This is a genomic window from Paracoccus salsus, from assembly GCF_021556615.1.
Lineage (GTDB): Bacteria > Pseudomonadota > Alphaproteobacteria > Rhodobacterales > Rhodobacteraceae > Paracoccus > Paracoccus salsus.
Genome location: NZ_JAKGGD010000007.1, coordinates 1 through 17,707 on the forward strand (window position 1 = coordinate 1; position 17,707 = coordinate 17,707).

Sequence of the window (17,707 nt, forward strand, 5' to 3'; positions counted from 1 at the left end):
CAAGGAGGAGATCGACCCCATTCTCAGCATAACTACGAAAGCCGCCTGATCATGACCTCAGGCCATCTGGAAATTTACACCACCTTGACGGACGTGACCGTGGCGCTCCGATGACGAATTTGTCCCATCGTGCTTCCTTCCATTCCTGAGAAAGGATCGCACCATCAAACCGTGGGATCAAACATCTAGTGCCAAGGGCAACTAGCGCCGGTTTGCGTTCACCGTCGCAACCGGGGCATTTTTACGACGGCTTGTCGTGTTCGATTGGCAAGGCTTCGCAGGCTTCGATTTGCCAACCGCCCTGATAGTTTTTCACCAAGCCGTCTTGCGGAAGGTCCATGCCGCCAATCGCAGCAACTTGACCCAAGCACCGGCTAAGGTGCCCACGCAGAACTTCCAGCGCGTCAAAGTAGGCTTCCCGAATGTCGGGCGGGCGGTAGAATTCGCCGAAACGCGGGTGCGGCGGGGCATCGTCGGACCTGTTAAGTAGTTCTTCGTAGGTGAGAAATTGCCGAATGCCTAGCGCCATGGCGTCTACAAGCAGGTAAAGCGAACCGTCTTGTAGGTCGGCAAGTTCAACCTGCTCATCTACCAGAATGCCGCGTATCTCACGCAACGAAGTCAGCGCGTTATCAATGCAGCCGTCGCAGCATTCCCACGCAGAAAGCACGCGCCTGTCAGCAAGGCGAATGACAAGTTCCCGTGCAACCTGCCGTTCCTTGTCCTTCGGGTTCACCGCGATACTAACGAACGGAAGGTTCAAGGTAACGTCGCCAACATGCTTGGTGTAGCGTTGGCGGGCACGGCCCAAAAGTTCGTCATGTCGAAGCGAAATGGAATCTTGCCTGTTCTCATGTCGTTGGCTTACCGCATTCGGGGAACAAACGCAGCCCACAGAAAGAACCGGGTGCGACATTCGATCACGCTTTCGTGAGCGTTCGGCGGGCCAATCTGACCCCCTCAAAGCCCCAAAAATCGCATGGGCAGGATTGGTTGATCGCCAATTTATCCAATGAAATCAATAGGTGATGGCGGAGACGAAGGGATTCGAACCCTCGAGACGGTTTCCCGCCTGCACCCTTAGCAGGGGTGTGCCTTCGACCACTCGGCCACGTCTCCGCTGCTCGGTATATGGACCGAAATCATGCGAAACAAGTGCTTTTTCCAGCACCTGTGAACCGGCATGCAAAATTGACCCCGCAGCGGGGTAATCGGTGTTCAAAAATGACCCCTTACACTTATGGTCATGATGCTCCCGAGGTTGTCGGAGAGCGCAGTGTGGGATGGTGGTCGTGGAGACGATAGCGAAGATCCGGCGGACGTATTTTCAGGACAAGAAGTCGATCAAGCAGGTCTGCCGGGAACTGCGGGTATCGCGGAACACGGTGCGCAAGGTGATCCGGTCGGGTGCGACGGAGCTCATGCCGTTCCGGCGACGGTCTCGCAGCGCCGCCTCGTCCGGTTCGACAAGAACCGCTACTCCGTGGATGGCCGAGCCGTTGGCCGTCCGGTCGAGATCCGCGCCCATGCCGGGCGTGTCGCGTTCTGGCAGGACGGCACGATCGTGGGGCAGCACGCCCGAGCCTTTGGGCGCGACAAGGCCATTTACGACCCGCTTCACGACATTCCAGTTCTGGCACGCAAGCCCGGTGCCCTCCGGAATGGCGCGCCCTTCAGGGACTGGGATCTGCCGTCGGCGATGAGGCCTGTGCCGCGCAAGCTTGGCAAGGTGCCGAACGGCGACCGGCAGATGGTCCAGATCCTGAGCATGATCCCAATCGATGGGCTGGATGCATTGGATGCTGCCTGTGCCAAAGCCCTGAACGAAGGGGCGCCCGCGGTCTGGGTCGTCATCACCATCCTGGCCCGGCACCGGGAGCCGCCACCGCCGCTGACGATCGATACGCCGGACGCGTTGCGACTGAGCTGCGAGCCCGTGCCCGATCGCAAACGCTGCGACAGCCTCAGGAGACCCAGCCATGGAACGATCACAGGTGCTGGACGCGATGGGCCAACTGAGGCTCTACGGCATGAAGGCCGCCTGCGACGAGATCATCACCACGGCCGTCAAGCGTCAGCACGAACCGCAACAGATCGTCGGCGAGTTGCTGGACGCCGAGACTGGCGAGAAGCAGGCCCGCTCGATCAAATACCGGATGACGACCGCCAAGCTGCCTCTGGCGAAAGAGGGCGACGCGTTCCGCTTCGAGGACAGGCCGATCAACGAGACGCTGGTGCGCGATCCGGCTTCCGGCGAGTTCCTCGAACGGCCGCGCAATGTCGTGCTCATCGGTGGCACCGGGACCGGCAAATCCCGCCTTGCCGTCAGCATCGCGCGGGCCTGCATCCGTCGCGGCAAGCGCGGGCGCTTCGTCCACGTCGTGGACCTGGTGAACACGCGCGATGCCGAAGCCCGCGCCGGCCGCCAGGGGCGTACGGCGGACCTGCTGTGCCGCCTCGACGTCCTGATCCTCGACGAACCCGGCGATCTCCCCTTCGCGCAGAGCGGCGGCCCGCTGCCGTTCCATCTCATCAGCCGCCTCTGCGCGCGCAGCTCGATCATCGTGACGACCCATCTCGACGTCGGCGAATGGCCTTGGGTCGTCGCGGACCACAGCGCTGCCCGACCGCCTGGCTCAGCACGGCGACATCGTTGAAACCGGCAATGAAAGTTGGCGCTCCAAGACCCGAGATGACCGGCTCCCACGCTGGCCGTCCGCAACAAGGGGGTCATTCCCGGACGCCGACAGGGGGTCAGGATTCCGTGCCGATTGACATTTTGTGGGCAAGACGATCCCGTGACGGAGACCGACACGAGGGTGCGGAGCGGCCGCCATCCGGCGCCCAGGCTGGACATGGCAATCCGGCCGGACGATCCGGCTTTTCCCGCGGCCGACAGGAAAGCCGCACAGCCCCGCGATGTTTCAGACGCTGTTGCGCGGGATCATTTCGTCCCAGCTTTCCTCATGCACGAGATCCTCGTTCTGCCAGGCGCGCAAGCGGGCGCGGATGCGAAAATCCGACGCCGTTGACGTCAGGCGCGTGGTTGTCTCGGTCCGGATGTCCCAGTCGTCGCGCCGCATCTTGTGGGTCCAGGTCACCTCGCCCTCGGCCGAGATCGGATCGTCCGGCAGGATGGAATAGCGTTCCACCCCCTCTGCGGAATGGGTCAGGCCGTGCTCGGTGATATGAGCCGCCCCTTCATGATCGCGCACATCGACGATCAGGCGGCCATTATCCGCATCCTCGGAGATTACCCATTCGGACCTTGGTGAGGGATCGAAGCTCTGCTTCAAAGGTTGCCCGGCGCGGGGTTCGGCGAAGGCGGGCTCTGCCTTCGGGCTGTCGTGCCGCAGTGGCAGGCTGAGCGTGCTCTGCCCGGTGTCGATTTCCAGCGTCAGCGACTCGGGTGTTGGCCAGGCCAGCGGGAAATAGCTGGTCGACAGGCCCAGACGGATCCGGTGCCCGGCGCGGAAGGTCTGGGCGACATGTTTCATCGGCACGTCAACCGTATAGACATGCCCCGGCTTCAGTGGGCGGGGATGTTCGTGACTGTCGCGATGCGTCAGGTTCAGCAGGCCGTAGCTGACCCGTGTCGCGGCACCGTCCGGGGCCACGTCGACCAGCCGCAGGGCCACCTGCGCGACCGGACGATCGGCGGTGAAGGTCAGGGTCAGGATCGGGTCGCCCACCATGTGCAGCGAAGCGGGCAGCGGGTCGGTCTCGAATGTCAGGCTGCCGGCATCGTCGCGGCGCTGATCGCTGGGTTGATCGCCGACATGTGCGTAGGAACACCACTTGCCACCGTGCCGGCCGACCCAGAGCGGCGAGGAAATCGCGCGCCGGCCGCCGGGCAGGTCCTCGGTATCCGACAGCCGACCATCCGCCCCAAGCGCGAAAGCGGTCCGGGTTATGTTGGGCGAGGGCCATGCCGGTTCGGTGATCCAACAACCGTCGCGGCGTGCATAATGGGTCTGCGGGCGGGCGTGATCCTGAAGGAAGACGCGCAGCGGAGGCTCGTCCATGATCCCCGTGTCCACGCCCTTGAGCCATTGGTCCCACCAGCGGACCTCCTCGGTCAGCCAGTCGATCGCCGGTCCCGGCACGCCGACATGCGGGTAGCGGTGCGACCATGGCCCGACGAGCCCCTTGACCGGGCCCGGCAGATTCTCGACCAGCCGGAACACGCTGCGGCAATAGCCGTCCGCCCAGCCGCTGACCGCGTAGACGGGAATCCGGATGTCGGCGTAATCCTCGCAGATCGAGCCGTGTTTCCAGAAATCGTCGCGCGTCTGATGCTCCAGCCAGTTCTTCAGCCACAGGCCCGAGTTCGTCAGCCGCGCCAGCCACATCTCGCGCCAGCGCGCACCGACATGCGCGGGGTCGGGGGGCAGGGTGTTGATGCCGAACATCACCGAGGCCCACGACAGCTGTTCGCACAGCAGCGTGCCCCCCATGTAATGAATGTCGTCGGCATAGCGGTCATCGGTGGAACAGATCGAGACGACCGCCTTCAGCGCCGGAGGTTGCAGCGCCGCCAGTTGCAGTCCGTTGAACCCGCCCCAGGAGATGCCGACGATGCCGACCTTGCCGTCGCACCACGCCTGATCGGCGATCCAGGCGATGACATCGCAGCCGTCCTGCAATTCGATCGGGGTATATTCGTCGGTCATCACCCCTTCGGACTCGCCGGCGCCGCGCAGATCGACGCGGACATAGGCATAGCCGCGTGCGGCAATCCATGGTGCGCGAGAGTGGTCTCGGGTCAGCGTCTTGTCGTTCTTGCGGTAGGGAATGTATTCGAGAATAGCAGGCACGGGTGTCGCGTCGGACCCCTCGGGCATCCAGATGCGCGCGGCCAGCCGCGTGCCGTCGGGCATGGCAATTTCGGTATGCTCGATCTCGCGGATCGTGGCGGGCAGCGGGTGGTCGATTTTCATGAAGCGGTTCCGAAGTGATGCAATTCAAGGGCTGGTCGCGCCGACAGCGCGCAATGTCCAGTGCGCCCGGGCCTTTCTATTCGACGATATCGGCAAACTCGTAGTTGAGCCGCTTCATGATCTGCTCGTAATTCCACAGCAGCTTGGACTGCTTGCCCGCACCCATCCAAAGCGAGGCCACGGCATAGCTGTAGGCGTCCTGTTCGGGCAGCTCCGACAATTTCATGCCGCGCTTGACATAAGAGGTGATGCGCGTGCCCGGAACCTGCTCTGCGGCGACCTCGATCTCGGCGCGCGACGGCGCGCGCGCAACGGTCGCATCGTTGAAGAACACCCGGTAGAAGAATTCGGCCGCGACCTTGGCAGGCCCCTCGCCGCGTGGCATGTCCGGCTTGCGCCCCAGGCCCAGATCGATCGTCACCTGCTGGTGGCTGACCCCATCGACCATCTCGAACAGGTCGCAATGCGACTGCGCGATGCGGGTATTGATCTCAAGCAGCCAGATCTTGTTCTGCACCTCGTCCCAGTAATACTCGACATTGAAGCCGGCATTGTCGTAGCCGATATGGGCCATGACCTTGCGGGTGATCTCGTTCATCTGGTCCTGAACGCGGGGCGGCAGGGTCGAGGGGTAGAGATAGTAGAAAAAGCTCAGGACCTGCGGATAGCGGATCGAATCCACCGTGCCGTAGGGCACCACCTCGCCGTCATGCACATAGCCCTCGACCGTGCATTGCCGCCCGCCGATCACCCGCTCGGCCATGCAGTAATGCCCCTCGATCGCGCGGATGTCGTCGGGCAGGTCAGCCTGTTCCATCACGTAGTTGAACGGCTCGGAAATCTGCCCGATCTCGGCGCGCAAGGCGGTGATCGCGTAGTCGAAATCCTCGGGGCTGTCGATGCGGAAACCGAGACGGGAACCCGAGGACTTGATCGGCTTGACGAAGAACGGAAAGCGCAGATCCGCCTCGCCGATCTTCGACAGGGCGTTGTCGTCGAACGGATCGAAGGCGGTGAAGGTGGGGGTGTGCTCGGGGATCACCTCGGCCATCACCTTTCGCGACCAGTACTTGTGCTCGCATTTCAGCAGGCTTTCCAGCGAGGCGTTGCGCGTTCCGTATTTCTGGCACAGCAGCGGCAGCATCGTGGAGACCGGAAAGTCGATATAGCCCACGATGGCATCGATCGGCCCGTCAAAGGCGTCGAGTGTTGCCTCGGCCTCGGCCAGCATGGCGGGGATATCGAATTCCTGCGTGTCCGACACCGCTTCCGGGGTCAGCAAGGGGTGGAAGACCACGTCTTCCACGCCCCTCAGCCGCCTGAGGCGCTCGGCGTTGAGTTCGTTCATTCCGACGACGAAAACATTTCTTGTCATTCTGGCAGTCCTTTCATGTCAGGCCGCGCGGCCCTCAGGGCTCATGCGTGGGCCCGATCGGCCTGAACCGGGAAGCTGCGACCCTTGAGCCGCTCGGCGGTGCCGACGATGTCATCGACAAGCAAAAGCAGGAAATCGCCGGGTTTCGCGCCGGCAATCGCCTGGCTCACGGCCTCCCTCTCGCTCATGATGACCTCGACCGAGCAATCCTGCCCCGCCCCGGTGGCTCCGGCCTTGATCAGCTGCGCAACCTCGCCCTCGGTGCGACCGCGCGCGTCGGATTCGTAGACGTAAAGGACGTCGCACATCTTGGCGAGTTGCGCACCCAGCGCCGACAGATCCTCGTCGCGGCGGTTGCCCGGCGCGGTCGAGACCCCGATCTTGCGCTGCTGGCCCAGACCGTTGACCAAAGGTTCCAGCGCCTCGAGAGCGGGCACGTTGTGACCGTAATCGATCAGGCACTTGACGCCGTCGGCCTCGAAATAGTTGGTCCGTCCCGGCATCTGCGCCACCGTCGGATGGAAGGTCCGAAGCCCGGCGCGAATATCGTCGATCTCGATGCCATGCGCCAGCGAGATGGCGGTTGCGGCCATCGCGTTCTGCACGTTGAAGGGCGCGTGCCCCTCGAACGCGATGGGCACATCGTTCACATCCACCACGTCCACCGTGATCTTGCCGCGCAGCAACACGATGCGTCCGTTCCTGACGGTCACGACCATGCGCCGCTCGCTCAGATGCTCTTGCAGCGCGGGATTGTCGGGATCCATGGTGAAGTAGATGATCTCGCCACGCGCCCAGTAGGTGCCATGCTCCATGACCAGCGGGTCGTCGGCATTCAGCACGCAATACCCGCCTTCTTTCTTGACGGCATCCACGACCACGGTCTTGCAGCGCGCCAGTTCTTCAAGCGTGTTGATATCCCGCTCGCCCAGATGGTCCGACGCGATGTTGAGCAACACACCCACGTCGCATTCGTCAAAGCCGAGGCCACGGCGCATGATGCCGCCGCGCGCCACCTCCAGCACGGCATGTTCGACCGTCGGCTCGCGCAGCACGGCATGCGCCGCCGCCGGGCCGGAATAGTCGCCGCGCAGGATCACGTGGTTGTCGATCTCGACCGTCCCGGTGCAGCCCATGCCGACGGAATGCCCGGATTGGCGCAGGATATGCGCGGTCAGCCGTGTCGTCGTGGTCTTGCCGTTGGTGCCGGTGATCGCGGTGATCGGGATGCGGCCATTATCGGTCGGGTCCGGGAACAGCATGTTGACGACATGCTCGCCGACGGGGCGGGGCGTGCCGTGGGTGGGCGCCATGTGCATCCGGAAGCCGGGCCCGGCATTGACCTCGACCACGCCCGCCGATTGCTGGTCAAGCGGCTTGGTCAGGGTTTCAGCCAAAAGGTCGATGCCGATCACGTCAAGCCCGACAAGCCGGGCGATCCGTTCCATGGCAAACTTGATGTCGGGATGCACCTCGTCGGTGAGGTCCGTCGCCGTCCCGCCGGTCGAGATGTTGGCGGTGGACTTGAGAAACACCAACTCGCTCTCGGCAGGGACGCTGTCGAGTGTCAGCCCCGCCTGATCCAGCATGCGGTGGGTCTGCTCATCCACATGGATCTGCGTGAGCAGGTTCTCGTGTCCGACCCCGCGCCGGGGGTCCTCATTCGCCTTGTCGATCAGTTGCTGGATGGTCGACCTGCCGTCACCGGTGACATGGGCCGGGCGACGGCGCGCGGCCGCGATCAGCTTGCCGCCGATCACCAGCATGCGGTGATCCTCGCCCTTGATGTAGCTTTCGACGATCACGGCGCCGGAATCGTCGCGCACCCTGGCAAGGGCGGCTTCATAGCCCGACTTCAGGTCTTCAAGACTGGAAATGTCCGTCGTCACCCCGCGCCCGTGATTGCCGGCCAGCGGCTTGGTGACCACCGGCCAGCCGATCCACTCGGCGGCTTCCTTCACTTCATCCCAGGAATAGCAGGTAAGGCCCTTGGGCACGGCCACGCCCGCGTCACCGAGGATCTGCTTGGTCCAGTCCTTGTCGTCGGCGATCGAGTGGCCGATGATCCCCGACGCGTCCGTCACCGTGGCCTGGAAGCGGCGCTGTTTCACGCCGTGGCCCAGCTGCGTGTAGCTGGTGCCCTCGGTCAGGTTGTAATACGGGATGTTGCGCGCCTTGGCGGCATTGACGATGGCCCCGGTCGAGGGGCCAAGCGCGTTGGCGTCGCGCACCCGCTTGAGATGGTCGATGATCGGAGGCAGATCGACATAGCCGCCGTCATACAGCTTGCGCACGATATCGACGGCAGCCTCGCCCGCCGCGATGCCGGTGGCCTCGTCGCGATAGCGGTAGACGACATTGTAGATGCCGGGCTCGTAGCTGTCGACGCTCTTGCCGTAGCCGACCGAAAAGCCGACCAGGTTCTGCAATTCGATCGCCACATGTTCGACCATGTGTCCGGCATAGGTTCCATTGCGCACCCGCTGCAGAAAGCCGCCCGGCTCGCCGACCGAGCAGCGGTGACCGTAGATGGTGGGAAAGACCGCCTCCAGGCTTTCCGCGATTCCGGGCACCTTGTCGCTGGGTCTGTCTTCGAGATCCTCGATATCAAGGCGCATGTAGATCGCCTGATAGCGGCTATAGTAATTCGGCCCGCGAAGAGCGCGATGCTCAATTATACGCATTATTGTTCTCCGGTTTGTTTGTCCCGAGCTCTGCCTGGCTCAGAACGCGGCGGTCCGACAGGCTGTAGGCGTTGCCGTCGACCAGCGCATGCATCGTGACGTTGTGGACGCTTACCGCCTCACCATCCGCCAGATCGAAAACATTAGAACCTGTGATCCCGGTACTGTCAACGAGGATGACGTGACCGGGTCCGAAGGCATGGATCGTGCCGTCCTCGAACAGGACGGCCGCGTCTTCGCCGATGCCCACGCCCAGATATTCGGGGTTCGTGGCACCCACTTCCATCAGGCGCGAGAACCGACCGCGCTCTAGGAAATGCGTGTCGATGATCACCCCGTCGATCAGACCGAAACCCGCCGTCATCCGGACCGCGCCCTTGCGCAGCGAATCCGTCGCGGAACCGCCATAGACCATCGTGGTCGATTGGCACGCGGCCCCGGCGCTTGTGCCGGCGATGACACCGCCGTGCTCGTAGCGCCTGCGGATGGCGGTCAGGGCGGCGGAGCCTCCGAAGATGCTGGTCAGACGCATCTGATCTCCGCCCGAGATGAAGATCACATCGCTTTTCTCGATCATGTCGATCATGGCGGGACTGGCCGCATCTGCCCGTTCGCGAATCCGGATATCCATGATTTCACTGGCACTTAGCCGTTCGAAGACCGCGCGATATTCCGCGAACACGTCATCGGGGATGCTGCTCGCCGTGGTGATGACGCCAACCCGCGGATTGGGCATGGGCGCAAAACCCAGCACCCGGCGCAGGATGTGGGTATCCAGTTCCTTGTCTTCGGCACCCCCGATCGCAACAAGCTTGCCGCGTGGCGTGGGGTGTATCGGCATGTCCATCAAGGCTCTCCTGTCCGCAAAGGGTCGGCTCAACATATTGTGGAATCTATTACGATACAAACAAGAGTCTGCACGATCTTTGACAGCGTCTCACAGTCGTGTCTAAACGTCGGGCAACCCGCCGAAAGACCTGCGCAAGCGACAGGGGGCGAAACCGGAAAGGACACGGAAATGACGAAGGGTTTTGCCCTGGCGATACATGGCGGGGCAGGGGTCGCGCCACGCACGCAGATGACGTCACAGCGTGAGGCGGCGTACCATGCCGCGCTGTCGCGGGTGCTGCGCATCGGAGAGGACATCCTGGCGGCGGATGGCACGGCGCTCGACGCGGTGACCGCCGCCGTTTCGGCGCTCGAGGACGAGCCGCTCTTCAACGCCGGGCGCGGCGCGGTCTTCACGCGCGACGGCACGCATGAAATGGACGCCGCGATCATGGACGGGCGAAGCCGCCGCGCCGGGGCGGTCGCGGGCATCGCGGGCCCGCGAAACCCGGTGCAACTGGCCCGCGCCGTGATGGAGCGGACGGACCATGTGATGATGATCGGCGAGGGCGCGCTGGCCGTCGCGCGCGAAGCGGGCCTCGCCTTCGAGGAGAACGCCTATTTCTTCACGCAGGAGAGATGGGACAGCCTGCAGGAAACCCTGCGCATGCAGGCAGAGGGAACGCTTGACGACGATCCCTCTCGCCGCCACGGCACGGTCGGGGCCGTGGCGCGCGATCGCAACGGCAATCTGGCCGCCGCCACCTCGACGGGCGGCATGACGGCCAAGCGCACGGGCCGCGTGGGCGACAGTCCGATCATCGGTGCGGGCACGTTTGCCGACAACGCCACCTGCGCGGTGTCGGCCACCGGCGACGGCGAGGCGTTCATGCGCCGGGTCGTGGCGCATGAGATCGACGCCCGGATGCGTCACGCCGGTCAGTCGCTGGTCGCGGCCGCCAGACATGTCGTGCAGACCGATCTGACCGCGCATCAGGGCTCGGGCGGACTGATCGCGGTCAACCACGATGGCGACGTTGTCATGCCCTACAATTGCGACGGCATGTATCGCGGCAGCGTCCGGGAAGGAGAGCCCGCCCACACGGCGGTCTATGACTGAGCCGGCGGGGACGCGCTGCCCCGCGGGTTCGCAGCAACGCGCCCCCGCCGCCGACTGGCAGCCGAGGTTGCGACAGACGCAAACCGGCGACAGGCGGGAACGGGCCGCACGGTCTCGTCGGCCATGCGAGGGTCGTCCCGCGCCCGTGCCGGGGTGTCCGCCACCCCGGCCGGCCTCAGCGACGGGCTAGCGGGTGCCGTTCTGGAACTGGGTCGCGATGTCGCCCGCGAGCCCGGCTATGAGCGCGGCCCAGCTGGATGCGCTTGAGGGGGCGGGGTTCCAGATCTCCTTGTCCGGCGTGGTCGTCGGGTCCGGGCCGGGCGTGTAGGTGGCGGGGTCGCTGCGGCCGAAGCCGCCGCCTTGAGCCTGCGCCTTGAGTGCCGCCACGAGGTCGCGCCCGGTCTCGGGCACGAGGCCCTGCGCCACCCCAAGCATCGCCCCGGCAAGCGTGCGGCGCGCCGCCAGCACCGCCTGCGGTCGGCCGAAGGCCAGCCGTTCGTCGAAGACCGCGGCCGTCAGCGCGGCGTCGAACACCAGCCCGCGCCGCCCGGCATGGGCCGCGCCGGTGAACATCACCGCGTCGTCCACGATCAGCGTTGTCGCCGCGCTGTGGAAGCCGCGCCCCGGTCCGCCCGTGGGCGAAACCCAGGCCACCCGGTCCGTGGCCGCCGCATCGAGGTCGTGCAGCGCCTTTTGCAGCGCGGCCTTTCGCACCTCGTCCACACGCAGGTTGCGATCGGGCAGATGCTTCGCCGGCAGGACCAGCGCGACGTGCAGCGCCGGGTTCGCCGCGAGCCGGTCGATGATCGCCCGAAGAAACCGGATATCGCCGCCCGGATCGGTGAAGCCCTCGGCATCCAGCGAGGGGGTCTGAAGCCAGATCAGATCCTCGGCTCGCCCCACGGCGGCCAGGGCAGCGCGGGCAAAGCCCTGCACGCCGTTGCGGTTCTTGTCCAGAAGCCGGTCGAACGCCGCCGAGGCGATGTCGTCGTCGAAGCTGGCCGAATCCACGATCCCGTCCACCGTCAGCCCGCCCGGAAGCCCCGAGAGCACGGCATCGAGACGCTGCTTGATGCCCGGGCTGGCCGGGTCGGTGCTGTCCCAGGTCGCGCCCGGGTTCACCGTGTCGGGGACAAGCGAGATCAGCAGCCCGCCATGCGTGCCCTTGGCCGCCGTTTCCAGCACCGCCGTCCACGGCCCCGGCACGGTCGGCGCGGTCGCGGCGGTGAAGATGCGGCCCATCAGCCCGATGAACTCGGGGATGTCGGCTACCCGCCTTTCGCGCATCAGAAGCCGCAGCCGGTCTGCGGCCGGCCCGGCCAGCCCCAGCCCCTCGCCGTGGATCTCGGGCGCGGCGTTGACGCCGGGATGCGCCAGCGCGGCGGGCGGCGCCTCGTGCCACAGCCGCCGTCCCGCGACCGCGCCGATCACGCCGCGATTGCCGGTCGTGTCATAGGCGGCGAAATCGAACATCTCCTGGCCCCGCGCGGGCGAATGGAAACCGCCCTCGTGGACGCGGGCCGGCCCGTCGGATTGCTGTGTGGCGGGCAGGTCGCCAGGCGGGGTCTGGGTAAAGGCGGGCTCGTTCGTCACGATCCGGTCCGAGCCGTCGGCGCGGTTCGGCAGGGCCGCGCTCAGGTCGGCACCCCGCAGCGAGCTCATCTCGACGGCGGTGAAATCCCCGGCCGCGACCGCGCCAGTCAGCGCGATGAGGCTGTGGCCCGGAGCGATGGCGCCAGAGCCGGGCGCGGGCTGGGCCGCGGTCTCGGGGCAAAATAGCGTCATGGCACCCAGCGCGGCGACGTCCGCACGTGTCGCATCGGTGACGGCGGGCCGGGCGGCGCGACGGTCAGAGTAGAGGCGGCTGCCCTCGCTGGTGGTGACCATGAGGTCATAGCTGAACTCGGCCGTGGCTTCGCCGTCCGGCAGGGGCAGCACAAGCAGCGCGGTGCCCCCGGCATCGGCCAGCGCCGCGCCTCCGGTCATGCGAAAGCGCCTGCCGGTCGTCGTGTCGCGCCCGTGCGGCCAGGCGCGGATCCAGGCCCCGGGCGGCAGCGTGGCGTCGAAATGCAGCACGACGCTTTGGGCGGCGGAGGTCGCGCCGGCGCTGCTGCCCGAGCCTTTCAGCGTGTGGGCCGAGGCCGCGGGGTCGTCGAAGGCGTTGTCGAAGGGGTTTCCGGGCGACAGCGCGGCCGGGGGCTGGGGCCCGTAGTCGCGGTCGAGTTCGGGAGCGATCAAGTCGACCGTCGCGCCGGCGTCGGCAAGGCGGGCCATGACTTCGGCCGCGACGGCGTCGGCGGTGGCAAGAAAGAGCGGGGTCGCGGTATTCTGGCCCGGGCTGACGCGGCGGCGGGGGTCGGCCTGCGCCGAGCCGGCCACTCGCGAGAGGCCCGTGAGGTGGCGTTCGACATCGGTCACGGCGACACGCTGGAAGTCGCGGGCCAGGGCACCGGCATCCGCCCAGCCGGCGAAGGGCGTGGCGCTGCCCGGCGCGACATAGGGGCCGGCGGGCAGCGGCGCCACCCGCGGGATCGGCGCGGTGTCGGTATCGGCATCCGCCGCAGCAGTCAGCGCGATGGCCGCGCCGGCGGCGGCGGTGAAGAGCACATCCGAGCCGCCCGTCGCGGTCAGCCCGGTGAGATCAAGCCGCCCCTTGACCGCCGCCTCAAGCGGGCCCTGATGGGCGTTGACCAGAAGGACGGTGCGGCTGTCGGCCACGCCGGCGGTGCGCTGGCGGGTGGTGTCGGTCGCCGCCCAGAGATTGTCCCAGTCGGTCGTCGCCAGTCGCTTCCAGATCGCGGCGACCGCGCCGGCGTCGTAGGCGCGCCCGCCTCGGGTGAAGGCCCAGAGCTTCGCGGTCGTGATCGGGCCGGGGCCGTTGTTCTGAAGAAGCCTGCGCTCGTCCTTTTCGGGGCGGCGCAGGATGGCGGCGGGTTTCGCGGCGTTCGCAAGCCCGCCGGCGTTCGAGAGCCCGACATAGGCGGCGCGGTCGGCATCCGTGGACAGGCTCGCGGCGACACCGCGCAGATCCGAGGCGTCGAAATCGGGCAGCAGGTCGCGAAGGTCCGAGACGCTTGCGACGGTGCCCGGCGCAAGTTCAAGCGCGAGATGGGTGATGACCGGGCGGGTCCGCTGGTCGGCAATCGCCGCGGTCGCGGCGTCGGGGCGGGGGACGGCCTGCGACAGCGCGCCGAGGCGCTCGGCCACTTGCGGCAGCAGCCGGAACAGCAGGATGAGCGCGCCGGTCGTGAAAGCCGCCGTCCCGTCCGCCTGCCTCAGCCCGGCGAGCGCCGGGGGGCGCGTGGCGGTGGCGACCTGATAGGAGAGCGTGCCCCCGGCTGGCGCATTCCAGATCGCGCCCAGGGGCAGGCTCGCGGTCACTGACAGGTCGGGGTTCGGTGCGGGCAGGTCGCCGAGGTCGGAGGCGTCGGTCGATGAGGTCTCGAACCAGGGCCCGAGCGCCGGGGAGAACAACCCCAGTGATGACGGTGCGGGAGCGAGCGTGGGCATGGGCGGCCTCTTTCAGACGATGTGCTCGACGGCGGGACTGTTGCGCCCCACCGGGTCGATCAGGCGGACGCGGTAGCGGGTGCCCACAGGCAGCACTTCGGTCGCCCCGCTCTGGACGGCGAAGGCGGTGCCCGAGGGGGCGGGGTCCTCGCTGACGAGCGAGAGACCGGCGTCGGGTTCGGCGCGCTCGACCCGGATGCGCCAGGGTCCCGGCGAGCCGGGCGTGAGGTCGTGCGGATAGGTGAAGTCGATGCGGATGTCGCGCCGCCCGCCGGGCGCCGGGATGCTGGTGCCGCCGACAAGGGTGGGCGCGACCGGCGGGGCGTCCGGGACCAGCGTCAGAGTGGCGGGGGGCGAGGGCTCGGACCAGAGGCCCGGCACCGCGCCCGAGGCCGAAGCGACCGAGCCCGGTTCCGGCGCGCCCTGCACCTCGGCGAGCCAGGCGTAGTTCACGAAGGCCGCGAGCCGGGCGGATGGCGCCACCACGGCCGAGCCGATGTCGCGGAAGGTCGCGGTCTGCAGGCCCGAAACGGGGTCCACCGGTCCCATCGCCACGGTCGCCACCACCGGGTTGCGCAGCGGATCGACCACGCCCGATCGGGTGCGGCGGATGCGCGCGACCGCGCCTTCCGTCAGCCCGGCCCGCAACGCCACCGTCACCTCGGCGACGATCGGTGGCTCTCCGGCCTGGGGCGGCACGAGCCGCACCCTGACCGAGGGCCGCGCGGGCGGGTCCGAATTCGGCACCGCGTAGAACACGGTATCGAGCGTGGTCAGATCCGGGCCGGCGGCGTTCGCGGCCGATTCCACCGCCACCTTGTAGGCGCTGAGCACCCGCAGCGTCCCCGGCAGCCCGTGCCGGAAGCGCAGGATGGGCACGGTCTCGACCGCGTTCTCCAGCCGCTCGAAAAGCGTCGCCGGGAACCGCGCCTGCACCCCGCGCAGAAGCGTCGCGCGGGCGGCGGGGTCGGGCTCGGCCTCGAGTTGCGCCAGAAGCGTCGCGTCGGCGGGCGCGGTCGAGCGGCGCAGGTGGTCGCGCAGCCGGTTTTCGTCAGCGTAATACACGGCATGGCGTTGCGAGGCGCTGCCGGGAATGTCGCGCTCGACCCAGGCGGTGCCGGTCGCGTCTGGCCGGGCGGCGTAGTCGAGCACGTCCGGGATCGGGATCTGCGCGGGCGGATAGGGATCCGTCATCGTCAGCACGACCGGCTCGGAGACAAGCGATCTCTGCCCTGCGGTATCGACCCAGACCGCCGTCATCTCGAGCTGGCGGCTCTGGGTGGCGGGGATCGAGGGGCCGTCGAAGCTGAGGCGCAGGCCCGGCTGGTTCTCGCCCGTCGGGATCGTCTGGTCGGGGATCGAGGCGTTCGGATGGATCTCGATCGCGCTGCCCACGGACAGGACGCGGACGGGGCCGAAGCTGGTCCCGGACACCTTCACCGTGAGTTCGGCGTGGCTGAGTGGAAACGACCCCGGAGCGAGAGCGGCCTGCTCGGGCAGGGGCACGGTCGCGGTGACGCGGCCGACATGGCTGAGCGAGGCCATGTCGGGCTGGGCGTAGCTACCCAGAAGGATCGGGCGCGGCGGCTTGGGCCGCGGGCCGGGCGCACCGGTGGCCTGCGCGAAATCGGAATAGCGCCCGAACCGGTCCATGTTCGCGGCATGGATCGTGAACCCGTCGGGGCCGGTGCGGTTGTTCGCGATCAGCGTCTGCGTCGGTGGCCCTGACGACGGGAAGTTCGGATCGCTCGAGGGTGCCGACGGCAGGATCAGCGTCCGCCAGCGCCCCGCCCCGATGTCCTTCTCGGCGTTGAGCGTCCGCCACGGCCCGCTGCCCTGCGGCTGGCGCATCTGGACGGCGAGCGCGCCGGCGGCCGGCACGCCGTCGATGTCGGTCTCGGTCGAACGGATCGGGGCGGCAGCCGGCGCGGGCAGCCAGGCGACATGCCGTGGCGTGCCCATCACGGGCGCGGTGATCGGATCAAGCGGCGCGCGGTGATCGGCCACCGCGAGCGCGCCCATGTCAAAGCCGGTGAAGGGCGTCAGCGGGTCGGCGCGCGCGGTGATCCCGCGCGCGCCAAGCCAGTTGCCCGCCAGCGCGAGGAAGATGCGGAACAGCATGTCCTGCGACTTCAGCCCGTGCTGATTGCGCGCCGCCGCGACGAGCAGTGCGAACAGAAACCCGCCCTCGGTCAGCACGTCGTTCGTCGGGTTCCGGAAGAAACCTGTCACCCGGTAGAAGCTGAGCCGGAAGGCGGTGTCGTCGCGCGGCAGGTCCAGCGTCTTGTAACCCATCCAGCTGCCAAGGCCGGGATCGGTCTGACCCTGCAGCACCAGACCAAGCGTCGGCGCGCTGGCCTCGGCGCTGTTGTCGGGCAGGATGTTCGTCACCCCGTCCGCGTGCGTGAGCTTGTGCCGCGTGACCTGCTGGTGTTGCGGCACAAGGTCGGTCAGAAGCCTGTCCAGCGGCTTGTCGATCCCCTCGAAGAGGGTAAGGACGCGCCGGAACTCCTCGGCAGGCGGATGGCCCGGCGCGGAAAAGCGCGGAAGCGCCGAGGCGAGATCCTGCATCGGCCGACGCAGCGGCACCTGCGCGTCGACCCGGTCCTTGCACAGCGCCTGCCAGTCCGAAAGCGCGATATAGCGCCGCCCGCCAGCGTGGGGCAGGTTCAGCACGTCGCTTGTCTGCCAGTCGGATTTCAGCAGCCGGTCGGCGTCCAGCCAGCGGATGCCGACGACGGTGCCGTTGCCGCGAATGACCAGCCGCACGATGCCGGGGCCCGAGAAGGCGAAGGGCGGCTCGGATCGCGTCCCCAGCGACGTCGCGGACCCGGTGGCCGAGCGCTGGAAGGCCTCGACCTGCATTGCCGTGGCGAAGGCGCGCGGTGTCGGGATCGGACGGTCGGGCTTCTTCGGCGCGCCGGGATCGGCGATGATCTCGGCCCAGAGCGCGGCGATCCCGGTGCCGGTCGGCAGCGTCACCGTCACCTCGTCGCCGTGGTCCATTGCGAAAGGCGGCGCAAGCGGGTTGCCGGCCTTGTCGCGCCAGATCGCATCGGTGCGGAACGACAGGCGCTCGAACCGGTCCCGTGTCACGCCAAAGCGTTCCAGCACGAAAGGCATCGTCGGCATGCCCAGCAGCGGGTGATGCGCGACGCGGACATGGACGCCCTCTCGGGGGTGGCTCTCGCTGCCGTCGACATGCAGCGCCTGGAGGTTCAGGAGGCCGGGATTCGCGATCTCTGTCATC

8 protein-coding genes, 1 tRNA gene and 2 pseudogenes are annotated in these 17,707 nt (G+C 67.1%); 3 read left to right on the forward strand and 8 right to left on the reverse strand.

The features are described from left to right. Window positions 1-241: 241 nt before the first annotated feature. Both L1965_RS13340 and L1965_RS13345 read right to left on the reverse strand, forming a co-directional pair. Window positions 242-916, reverse strand: a complete 675-nt coding sequence (locus L1965_RS13340; protein WP_235756947.1) for a DUF6650 family protein — start codon at window positions 914-916, stop codon at window positions 242-244. A gap of 113 nt (window positions 917-1,029) precedes the next feature. Continuing rightward, a tRNA-Ser gene (locus L1965_RS13345) sits at window positions 1,030-1,119 on the reverse strand. Between the two features lie 292 nt (window positions 1,120-1,411). Between L1965_RS13345 and L1965_RS13350 the strand changes: the two are divergent. Together L1965_RS13350 and L1965_RS13355 are read left to right on the forward strand one after the other, a co-directional pair. Beyond that, window positions 1,412-2,047, forward strand: a pseudogene (locus L1965_RS13350) (Mu transposase domain-containing protein); the annotation flags it as partial. Beyond that, window positions 1,980-2,694 (forward strand): annotated as a pseudogene (locus L1965_RS13355) (ATP-binding protein); the annotation flags it as partial. The pseudogenes L1965_RS13350 and L1965_RS13355, both read left to right, overlap by 68 nt. Window positions 2,695-2,924: 230 nt before the next feature. Here L1965_RS13355 and L1965_RS13360 read toward each other — a convergent pair. The 4 genes from L1965_RS13360 to L1965_RS13375 all read right to left on the reverse strand — a co-directional run bounded on the left by L1965_RS13360 (window position 2,925) and on the right by L1965_RS13375 (window position 9,846). After that, window positions 2,925-4,940, reverse strand: coding sequence for a CocE/NonD family hydrolase (locus L1965_RS13360; RefSeq protein WP_235756948.1), 2,016 nt, complete (start codon window positions 4,938-4,940; stop codon window positions 2,925-2,927). A 76-nt stretch (window positions 4,941-5,016) separates the two neighbouring features. Continuing rightward, the gene (locus L1965_RS13365) at window positions 5,017-6,315 is read right to left on the reverse strand and encodes an ATP-grasp domain-containing protein (RefSeq protein ID WP_235756949.1); all 1,299 of its coding nucleotides are present in this window, start codon (window positions 6,313-6,315) and stop codon (window positions 5,017-5,019) included. 41 nt (window positions 6,316-6,356) lie between these two features. Beyond that, window positions 6,357-8,999: a cyanophycin synthetase gene (gene cphA / locus L1965_RS13370; RefSeq protein ID WP_235756950.1), complete on the reverse strand. Its 2,643-nt coding sequence runs from the start codon at window positions 8,997-8,999 to the stop codon at window positions 6,357-6,359. Next, window positions 8,986-9,846: a cyanophycinase gene (locus tag L1965_RS13375; RefSeq protein WP_235756951.1), complete on the reverse strand. Its 861-nt coding sequence runs from the start codon at window positions 9,844-9,846 to the stop codon at window positions 8,986-8,988. The genes cphA and L1965_RS13375 overlap by 14 nt, the downstream gene beginning before the upstream one ends. Before the next feature lie 171 nt (window positions 9,847-10,017). Between L1965_RS13375 and L1965_RS13380 the strand changes: the two genes are divergently transcribed. After that, entirely contained in the window at window positions 10,018-10,947 is a 930-nt protein-coding gene (locus L1965_RS13380; RefSeq protein ID WP_235756952.1) for an isoaspartyl peptidase/L-asparaginase family protein, read from the forward strand. Window positions 10,948-11,133: 186 nt separating this feature from the next. Here L1965_RS13380 and L1965_RS13385 read toward each other — a convergent pair whose 3' ends face one another. Both L1965_RS13385 and L1965_RS13390 read right to left on the reverse strand, forming a co-directional pair. Further along, window positions 11,134-14,457: a phospholipase D-like domain-containing protein gene (locus L1965_RS13385; RefSeq protein WP_235756953.1), complete on the reverse strand. Its 3,324-nt coding sequence runs from the start codon at window positions 14,455-14,457 to the stop codon at window positions 11,134-11,136. A gap of 12 nt (window positions 14,458-14,469) precedes the next feature. Next, entirely contained in the window at window positions 14,470-17,706 is a 3,237-nt protein-coding gene (locus L1965_RS13390) for a hypothetical protein (protein ID WP_235756954.1), read from the reverse strand. Between the last annotated feature and the right edge of the window lies 1 nt (window position 17,707).

Bases quoted from the DNA above. Each gene is read 5' to 3' on its own strand.
- L1965_RS13340 (WP_235756947.1), bottom strand. From the start codon at position 916: ATGTCGCACCCGGTTCTTTCTGTGGGCTGCGTTTGTTCCCCGAATGCG.
- L1965_RS13360 (WP_235756948.1), bottom strand. From the start codon at position 4,940: ATGAAAATCGACCACCCGCTGCCCGCCACGATCCGCGAGATCGAGCAT.
- L1965_RS13365 (WP_235756949.1), bottom strand. From the start codon at position 6,315: ATGACAAGAAATGTTTTCGTCGTCGGAATGAACGAACTCAACGCCGAG.
- cphA (WP_235756950.1), bottom strand. From the start codon at position 8,999: ATGCGTATAATTGAGCATCGCGCTCTTCGCGGGCCGAATTACTATAGC.
- L1965_RS13375 (WP_235756951.1), bottom strand. From the start codon at position 9,846: ATGGACATGCCGATACACCCCACGCCACGCGGCAAGCTTGTTGCGATC.
- L1965_RS13380 (WP_235756952.1), top strand. From the start codon at position 10,018: ATGACGAAGGGTTTTGCCCTGGCGATACATGGCGGGGCAGGGGTCGCG.
- L1965_RS13385 (WP_235756953.1), bottom strand. From the start codon at position 14,457: ATGCCCACGCTCGCTCCCGCACCGTCATCACTGGGGTTGTTCTCCCCG.
- L1965_RS13390 (WP_235756954.1), bottom strand. From the start codon at position 17,706: ATGACAGAGATCGCGAATCCCGGCCTCCTGAACCTCCAGGCGCTGCAT.